The sequence below is a fragment of the Actinoplanes sp. NPDC051633 genome, assembly GCF_040681735.1.
In the GTDB taxonomy this organism is placed as follows: Bacteria; Actinomycetota; Actinomycetes; order Mycobacteriales; family Micromonosporaceae; genus Actinoplanes.
In genome coordinates this window covers 1-8,054 of record NZ_JBFAZH010000255.1, presented here as the reverse complement: position 1 = coordinate 8,054, position 8,054 = coordinate 1, and the positions used below count along the sequence as shown (strand labels likewise).

Annotated in this window: 8 protein-coding genes; 1 reads left to right on the top strand and 7 read right to left on the bottom strand. The window is 68.8% G+C overall.

The features are described from left to right. The 4 genes from AB0M20_RS16575 to AB0M20_RS16560 all read right to left on the bottom strand — a co-directional run. Positions 1 to 1,339: ATP-binding protein (locus tag AB0M20_RS16575; protein ID WP_364298895.1), on the bottom strand; the 1,339-nt coding region annotated here is incomplete at its 3' end. Between the two features lie 179 nt (positions 1,340 to 1,518). Next, positions 1,519 to 2,946 carry a hypothetical protein gene (locus AB0M20_RS16570; RefSeq protein WP_364298893.1) on the bottom strand — a complete coding sequence of 476 codons (1,428 nt, stop codon included), beginning with the start codon at positions 2,944 to 2,946 and terminating at the stop codon, positions 1,519 to 1,521. A gap of 23 nt (positions 2,947 to 2,969) precedes the next feature. After that, positions 2,970 to 3,416 carry a hypothetical protein gene (locus AB0M20_RS16565; RefSeq protein ID WP_364298891.1) on the bottom strand — a complete coding sequence of 149 codons (447 nt, stop codon included), beginning with the start codon at positions 3,414 to 3,416 and terminating at the stop codon, positions 2,970 to 2,972. 58 nt (positions 3,417 to 3,474) lie between these two features. Next, on the bottom strand, positions 3,475 to 4,605 hold the full coding sequence (locus AB0M20_RS16560) for an acetyl-CoA C-acyltransferase (protein WP_364298889.1): 1,131 nt from the start codon (positions 4,603 to 4,605) through the stop codon (positions 3,475 to 3,477). A 37-nt stretch (positions 4,606 to 4,642) separates the two neighbouring features. On the opposite strand from AB0M20_RS16560, the gene AB0M20_RS16555 reads away from it, so the two are divergent. Then, on the top strand, positions 4,643 to 5,071 hold the full coding sequence (locus tag AB0M20_RS16555) for a PH domain-containing protein (protein ID WP_364298887.1): 429 nt from the start codon (positions 4,643 to 4,645) through the stop codon (positions 5,069 to 5,071). Positions 5,072 to 5,272: 201 nt separating this feature from the next. Here the strand turns inward: AB0M20_RS16555 and AB0M20_RS16550 are convergent, their stop codons facing one another. From AB0M20_RS16550 to AB0M20_RS16540, 3 genes are all read right to left on the bottom strand, one after another. Beyond that, on the bottom strand, positions 5,273 to 6,196 hold the full coding sequence (locus AB0M20_RS16550; RefSeq protein ID WP_364298885.1) for an EamA family transporter: 924 nt from the start codon (positions 6,194 to 6,196) through the stop codon (positions 5,273 to 5,275). Between the two features lie 161 nt (positions 6,197 to 6,357). Next, positions 6,358 to 7,236: a rhomboid family intramembrane serine protease gene (locus AB0M20_RS16545; protein WP_364298883.1), complete on the bottom strand. Its 879-nt coding sequence runs from the start codon at positions 7,234 to 7,236 to the stop codon at positions 6,358 to 6,360. Positions 7,237 to 7,252: 16 nt separating this feature from the next. After that, entirely contained in the window at positions 7,253 to 7,783 is a 531-nt protein-coding gene (locus tag AB0M20_RS16540) for a peptidylprolyl isomerase (protein WP_364298881.1), read from the bottom strand. Positions 7,784 to 8,054 lie beyond the last annotated feature (271 nt).

Below are 8,054 nucleotides of genomic sequence, written 5' to 3'. Positions count from 1 at the left end.
GCCTTGCGCCGGCCGGGCCCGGACGGCGCAAGGCGGCGGCGGACAACGGCTGCCGATAGAACTCGCGCGAGTCGGTGGGCAGCGGCCACGACTCCCGAGCCTGAGATGCCTCCTCGTCCTTCCGCTCAACGAACGCGCGTGCTGCCGAGTAGATCCCGCGCTGCAGGACGGCAAGCTCGGAAGTTCGGGGAGTGAGGATCTGCAGGCGCTCGCGGTCGGCCAATAGGTCGACATCCAGCCCGTCCGCCGAGATGACAGCCTGCATCCGGTAGAGCGTCTCGAAGGAGGATTGGCTCAGGTAAAGCAACGCGTCGTCGGGGTTGAGAAGACGATCCCGGACCATGACGAAGAAGCCGTGACTACGACCTTCCTCGGTGCGGTTCGAGTGCAACAGCGACCGCGAGAACATTCGAAGCGTGATTCCGGCTTCGCCGAGCTGCGGCAGCGTGACGGTGGACGATCCGAAGATCAGCGATCCAGTGACCTTCCCGGCGTTCACCGCGTCGGCCCACGCTCGCTCGAGTGCATCCCGAAGGTCGGTCGGCGTCCAGGTGACCTCGGCGTCCTTCATCACCCGTGGGCTGACGGCATCCCCGTTCACCCGGACTGCGAAGTCGGGCCGCAGCGGCATACCCATGGAGAGCACCCAAGACAGTCGACCGGGAGTGATTTGCACGTCCTCGCGCAGCTCGTCGATGATCGCGATGGTCCACGACGGCTTGTTCCACATGGCGTCGAAGTCGTCCGGCGGACGGCGGAACAGCCCCGAGACGAACGCCTTGGCGGTCGCCGCGTCCAGTTCGAGCACCGGTGCTGACAACTTCCGGACCGTGTCGCCGGTCGACGGCACGTCGTCGAGGTGCGGAGCCAACGCGTAGTTCACCGTAACGAGCAGATAGCGGTCGTCCTGCCGGCAGATGTGCGAGATGAGATTCCCGACGGCATAGCTGGCGAGTTTGCCGATGCCGAACTTTCCGATCATCAGCCGCCGGGTCATCCCGTCGCGCGACACCGCCAGACGATCGACAACCTGCTGTTTCGGGCTGCGGGCGATCCACCACAGTCGCTTCAGTCCCGTAAGATCCATCGACTCGCCGTCGTCCCAGACGATCAGGCAGTCCTGTGAGGACAGGTGCGGCAGGAAGATGTCCACGCGTTGCGCCAGGGCGTCATAGCCGTTGGTGACCAGCTCTTCGATCGCCTTGTTCGGTGACGAATAGAGGTGCTTGGAGAAGTGCTGGAGGATGGCGTAGTCGATCTCGATGTCGACGGTGTCGATGTTCCGGCCGTCGACGAAGCGAGCCACACTGCCTCCCAGAGTCACGATGTCGCCACTCATAGTCATCTTGGCAGGCGCGTCAAGTGCTAGCAGAAGGTGTTGCCCGTGCCGGCGCGGACCCAGGCGCACGAGTCGACTGCGGGTGCGACCACGGCGGCGACGAAGAGCGGTTTCATGCCCTGTTCAACTTAATCGGGCGTGGTGAGCACCGGTCCGAAAAGTCAGGTCCGGGCCGACGTTCACCCGCGCGGGAACACCGTCCGGACGGACGTCGGCTCGCCCGGTTTTCCGCCCGCCGTCCGCCGATAGTCGGCCATTCCGACGCAGGTGAAAAGCAGGCCGTCCAACGGTTCACCGAGGAAACCCGCCATCGCACTGTCCTCGAAGGTCATTCCCGAAGCGCCGGCGCCCAGCGCGTACGCCAGAATGTGCAGCCTGCCCCCCACCAGGCCGGCGGCGAACTGGGCCTCGCGGTATTCCCGAGGGCTCAGCGAGCCCACGTCGATCGCGCCGATCGCCACGAACGCCGCGTCACGGGTCAGGTCCTGCTCGAGAGAAACGGTGTAGAGCTCGTCGCGAAGCAGTTCCGCACGCACCGGTGTGTCCAGATCCGGCCAGCGATAGAGGCCCGGCGAAACGTCGTCGACCGCGTTGACCGCCACGAAATGCGGCACGTCGATCCCGCGCATGGCGACCGCCATCGAGGTGCGGAAAAGCTTCTCGGGTACGGACCGGGCCGGGTCCATCCGCCGCACCGAGCCGCGATCGAGAATGACCTTCTCCACCGGCGCCGAGTCGTCCCTGGCGATGTCGATCGGCGCGCCGGCGGCCCACGGCCCCGCCCATGTCGAGGCGTCACCGGCATGCTGCGCCTCGGTGACCAGCGGAAACTCGAGCGGATGCGAGTCGGTCTCGCCGACCGCCGCCGCGGAGAACGAACCGAGCGAGAAATCGTCGGCGAGCGAGATGACGGCGACCGGCCATTCGTGGACGCCGTCCGCGCCGACCAGCGAGGTCACCTCGGCGTCGGGAAAGCGCTTGTACAACGCCGCCGGAATCCCGGCCGATCCCGCCGCGGCGACCAATTGCGACACCATCGTGCCGGCGTCCCAATACACGTGCCGGTATCCGCGCTCCCGATAACGCCAGCCGGTCCGCCACGGCACGCCGGTCGTCACGAGCGCCGGGCCGGAAACCGCGGGTGGTGGCGCGATCGTCACGAGTGCGTGCTCCAGCGGGTCGTACCAATGCACACCGGCCGGAAGCGGCGAACCGTCCGGAACGACGGCGTACAACTCGAGCGGGAATCGTCCGCCCGCGGAACCCGCGGCCCGGAAAAGATGCGTGCCATAGGCCCGTTGCGAGGTCCGGACGACCCCGTAGGACAGATAGAGAATCCGGCCGAGCTGCGCGAGATCAAGGGCGCCGGGCGAAACGCGCGCGGTGCCGGCCAGGACGGAAACCGTCGGCGCGGTGGTCGGCGGAAGATCTCGGGGCAGGGGTACGCGGGGCAGCTCCGCCGGGTACCGCTTGTAGAACAACGGCAGCCGGGACACATCATTGACCTCGAGGTCCTGCACGATGCGCGGGTCGTCGACCGGCTCGGTCCACTCACGCCCGGGCTCGTAGGAGGTCAGCCGGTGCAGCGTCTGCGAAAGATTCTCCACAGCGCCGAACAGTAGTAGTGGTGTCAGGCGGCGAGCGAGACGTTCCGGCGGCGCTCGGTGAAGACGTGCTTGAGGAGGGCGTCGAGTGCCCACACCCGATCCGGCTGGGCCATCCGCATCTGGAACCGCTCCCGCACCCCGTCCACCGCGGTGGCCGACAACTCCATCGTGCCGTCGCGCAGGTCGGTGCTCCACGCGACGTGCGCGAGCTGGCGCAGAGTGGCGTTCAGGTGCAGGCCGAGCCGGTGCAGCACGCGCGTCTCCCGCGTGACGACCAGCCGCCGGTTCGTGAGCAGCAGCAGGAAATCGCCCGAGGCGGGAGCGTCCGGGCGAGTGCACCGGGTCACCAGAACGGCTGACTCGTCCGCCTCGACGCATCGCTGAAAGATCGGCAAATGCCTGCTCGCCGTGGGGATGGCCACGCCGGCCTCGGCCGCCGCCGGAAGGAACGTACGAGTGAAGACATCCATACAGCGTTTAACGGTGGCCGAACGGGTTAGTCTCGGCGGCCACCGTATGAATATCGGATTACAGCAGCTCGACGATCGTGGCGTTCGCCATTCCGCCGCCCTCACACATGGTTTGCAGGCCGTAATGCACGCCGTTCTGTCGCATGTGGTGCAGCATCGTCGTCATGATCCGCGCGCCGGACGCCCCGAGCGGGTGACCCAGCGCGATGGCGCCACCCCGCGGATTCAGCCGGCCCGGGTCGGCGCCGGTCTCGGCCAGCCACGCCAGCGGCACCGGGGCGAACGCCTCGTTCACCTCGTACACCCCGATGTCGTCCAGCTGGAGTCCCGCCTTGGCCAGCGCCTTCGCGGTGGCCGGGATGGGCGCGGTCAGCATGATGACCGGATCGTCGGCCGCGACGACCGCGGTGTGCACGCGGGCCAGCGGCGTCAGACCGTGCGCGAACGCCCAGCGTGACGTGGTGACCGCGAGCGCGGCGGCGCCGTCCGAGATCTGCGACGCGGACCCGGCGGTCACCACCCCGTCGGCCTGGAACGGCGTCTTCAGCGCGCCCAGCTTCTCGATCGTGGTGTCGCGGCGGATGCCTTCGTCCTCGGCGCAGTCGGGCAGGTCGGCGATCTCCATCTCGAAGTCGCCGGCGTCCTGCGCCTTGGCCGCGGCGGCGTGGCTGCCCAGCGCGTACTCATCGAGTTGAGCTCTAGTGAAACCCCACCTCGCGGCGACCATCTCGGCGCCCACTCCCTGATTGAAGGTGTTGGTCCCATAGCGGGCGAGAACGGCCGATCCGTAGGGATCGGACCCCAGCGCGGACGAACCCATCGGCACCCGGCTCATCGACTCGACGCCGCCGGCCACCACCAGATCGGCCTGCCCGGACAGCACGGTCGCCGCCGCGAAGTGCAACGCCTGCTGGCTCGACCCGCACTGCCGGTCCAGCGTCGTGCCGGGCACCGACTCGGGCCAGCCGGCCGCCAGCACCGCGTTGCGTCCCACGTTCCAGGACTGCTCGCCGACCTGCGAAACCGTGCCCCACACCACGTCCTCGACGTGCCGCGGCTCGAACCCGGACCGCTCCGCCAGCGCGGTGAGCACGTGCGCCGACAGATCGACCGGATGAATGCCGGACAAACCACCGTTTCGTTTGCCGACCGGGGTGCGTACCGCCCCGACGATCACCGCATCGCGCATGCTGTCGACGGTACGCGTGCCTGCCATAGTGGGGCACATGTCTGGACAGCCGTGGCGGATCAAGCCGATCCTGCCGGTGACCAAAGGTCTGGGTGCGGTCGCGATCGTGGTGCTGGTGTTCGCCTTCGGACGCGACGACGCGGTGCAGTGGGTGCTGGCCGGGGCGGTCGCGCTGGGGCTGGTGGGGTGGGCGTTGCGCGATCTGGTCGCGCCGGTCCGCCTGGCGGCGGACACCGAGGGCGTCACGGTGGTCGAGGGCTTCGCGCGCCGTCGCTGGTTGCCCTGGTCGCAGATCGAGCGGGTACGCCTGGACCGCCGGGTGCGGCTCGGGCTGACGGCCGAGCTGCTGGAGGTCGACGCGGACGACGCGTTGTTCCTGTTGTCGATGCACGACCTGGGCGCGGATCCGCACGACGTGCTGGCGGAGCTCGACGATCTGCGCAATCAGTACGAGAAGAAGGCGTAGCTCCCTTCTCTGCTTCATTGGCGGCGACGTCGCGCTCCACAGTGGTCGGGCCGGTTTCGCGCGTGGTTCGGCCCGCCACCGCCCCCCCCACCCCTGCACCGGGTGGGCCTGAAGTTACGGCCCGGGTACGACACTTTCGACGCCCGCTCCACAGGCACCGGCGGCGGCGCGCTGCTGCGCTGAAGGCGCCGCCGTCCGGGTTCAGCTGACCTGCACCACGGTCGGCCTTCGCGCCGCCGGCCGGATCGCCAGCATGACCACCGCGGCCAGCACCAACCCGCCACCCACCAGGGCTGCGGGTGCCAAGGTCTCGCCGAGGACCGCCGCCGCCAGCAGGGCCGCGGTCACCGGCTCCAGGAGGGTGAGGACCGTCGCCGCGCTGCCGGCCACCCCGCGCAGACCCGCGTAGAAGAGGGCATACGCGACCGCCGTCGTTGTCACTCCCAGGTAGAGCAGCAGCGTGATCGCAGTTGCGCCCGGTGTGAAGGTCAGCCCTGCCGCTGCGGCGATCGGGAGCAGGGCCAGCGCGCCGATGGCCGAGGTGGCGGCGGTCAGGGTGAGGGGGTCGGCTCGGTCGGCCAGGCTGCGGCTGAGGACGGCGGAGATCGCGTACCCGAGGCCTGAGCCGATCGCCGCCACCAGGCCGAGCCAAGGTCGGGGCGCGACCCCGGACGGCCCGGCGGAGATCAACGCCAGCCCGGCCACCGCCGCCGTCGCGACCGTCAGCGCGCGCCGCGAAGGCCTGCGGCGGGCCCGGATCGACTCCCAGATCAGCAGGCCGATCGGCGCGATGCCGAGGCTGACCATGGTGGCTACGCCGACTCCGGCGTTGGCCACGGAGATGAAGTAGAGCGCCTGGTAAAGGCCCAGAAAGACGCCGGTGAGCACCAGGCGACCCGGCGCGGTGAGAAAGAGAGACCCGGCGCGGGAAGGTGTCGGTCGGATGAGGGTGCGGATTCGGGTGTAGGCGAGCAGGGCGACCGCGGCGATGGCCAGGCGGTAGAAGCCGATCGTGATCGGGGACAGGGCGGTGATGCGGCTGAGGAGGGTGACGGCTACGCCGGTGGTGCCCCACAGCACGGCCGCCGCGGCGATCTTGGACAGGTGGGCATGGTCGTGCGACATCTGGTGCGCTCCGAAAGAGTGAGTGAGCCGGCTCGGCAGGGCGGCTGTCGGAGCGTGCAGCGACCACCGGTCACGCCTGGGCGGACCGGTGGGTGGGCGCTCCGATCAGGAGCGCGGTGGGGGCAGAACGCCGGGGAACGGACTCACGGACCGCACATTAATCAGGTCGTGAGCGAGACGGAACGCAATATTGCCAGGATCACCAGCACCGCCGCGATCGCGCCGCAGCCCAGCGCCTGGAAGAGCGTGCGCCGCTTGGCCGGGGCGTAGGCGAGGGCCACCGCGGCGAGTGCGCCGACGATCAGGCCGCCGAGGTGCCCCGACTTGGACAGGCCCGACACGGTGAACGTGAAGATCACGTTGATGACCAGCACCGGCACGATCGGCTGCACGCTCAGGTTCAGCCGCTTCAGGACCACGAACATGGCCGCCATCAGGCCGAAGACGGCGGTCGAGGCGCCGACGCTGTCGCGGGCCGGGTTGGCGAAGAGGAACGACGCCACGTTGCCGCCGAGGCCGGCCAGCAGGTAGAGCGCCAGGAACCGGACCCGGCCCAGCGCCGCCTCGAGATCGCGGCCGAGGATCCACAGCGCGTACATGTTCACCAGCAGGTGCAGCACGCCCAGGTGCAGGAACATCGCGGTGAACAGCCGCCACCACTCGCCGTTCGCGATCCCGTACCCCCACACCGAGCCCCACTGGAGGAGGGGCGTCGACGAGCCGAGCAGACCACCCCACCCGCCGCCGGCGATCGCGCCGAGCCCGCCGGTGGCCACCGACAGCACCATCACGGCGACGTTGACGCCGATCAGGGTGCGGGTGACGGTGCCCGCGCGGCCGGCCGCGCTGCCGCCGAAGGCGGTGCGGGCCGACCGCTGGGTACGACGTCCTTCTTTCACACAATCCGGGCACTGGTGGCCGACCGAGGCCTCGTTCATGCAGTCGGGGCAGATCGGCCGGTCACATCGGGTGCATCGGACATAGGTCTCCTTGGACGGGTGGTTGTAGCAAACCGGAACCGTCACCGGAGAGTCAGTCATACAAAAAGCGTAACCGTCAGTCGGTGACGCGTTCGATCTCCACCCGCTCGATGACGACGTCCTCGCGGGGACGGTCACCGGGGCCGGTCGGCGTGGCCGCGATCGAGTCGACCACCTTGGCACTCTGGTCGTCGGCGACCGTGCCGAAGATCGTGTGCCGGCGGTTCAGGTGCGGCGTCGGGCCCACCGTGATGAAGAACTGCGAGCCGTTCGTGCCCGGCCCGGCGTTGGCCATGGCCAGCAGGTACGGGCGGTCGAACTGCAGGTCGGGGTGGAACTCGTCGCCGAACTGGAAGCCCGGGCCGCCGCGGCCGGTGCCGGTCGGGTCACCCATCTGGACCATGAAGCCGGAGATGACCCGGTGTGAAATGGTGCCGTCGTAGTAGGGCCCACTGCCCTTCTGCCCCGTACGCGGGTCGGTGTAGTCCTTGGTGCCCTCGGCCAGCTCCACGAAGTTCCGCACCGTGGCCGGCGCGTGGTCCGGGAAGAGTTGCAGCCGGATCGGGCCGTGGTTGGTGTGCAGGGTGGCGTAAAGCTTCTCTGCCACGGGTACTCCCGTCTCTGGAGACATGTGTATAGCAGTTCGGATCCTCCCCCATGTGTCTGATTCCGGCAGCGCGGGGGTACCCGAGAAGGCACGATGATGTGGGAGAGAACCACAGGAGGTGGGCACTGGTGTTCGCAACTATGCGACGTAATCGGCGCAAGACGAAGATGAAGAGTGAGCTCGGGCAGAGCGTGGACCACTTCAAGCGCGCCGCCACGATCGCCGCACAGGAGACCAGCTCGACCGTGCGGCCGACGATCACCGCCGCGCG

What these genes read in the sequence shown, in the direction of transcription:
- AB0M20_RS16565 (WP_364298891.1), bottom strand. Translation starts at nt 3,416, where the DNA reads ATGGATGTCTTCACTCGTACGTTCCTTCCGGCGGCGGCCGAGGCCGGC.
- AB0M20_RS16560 (WP_364298889.1), bottom strand. Translation starts at nt 4,605, where the DNA reads ATGCGCGATGCGGTGATCGTCGGGGCGGTACGCACCCCGGTCGGCAAA.
- AB0M20_RS16555 (WP_364298887.1), top strand. Translation starts at nt 4,643, where the DNA reads ATGTCTGGACAGCCGTGGCGGATCAAGCCGATCCTGCCGGTGACCAAA.
- AB0M20_RS16550 (WP_364298885.1), bottom strand. Translation starts at nt 6,196, where the DNA reads ATGTCGCACGACCATGCCCACCTGTCCAAGATCGCCGCGGCGGCCGTG.
- AB0M20_RS16545 (WP_364298883.1), bottom strand. Translation starts at nt 7,236, where the DNA reads ATGACTGACTCTCCGGTGACGGTTCCGGTTTGCTACAACCACCCGTCC.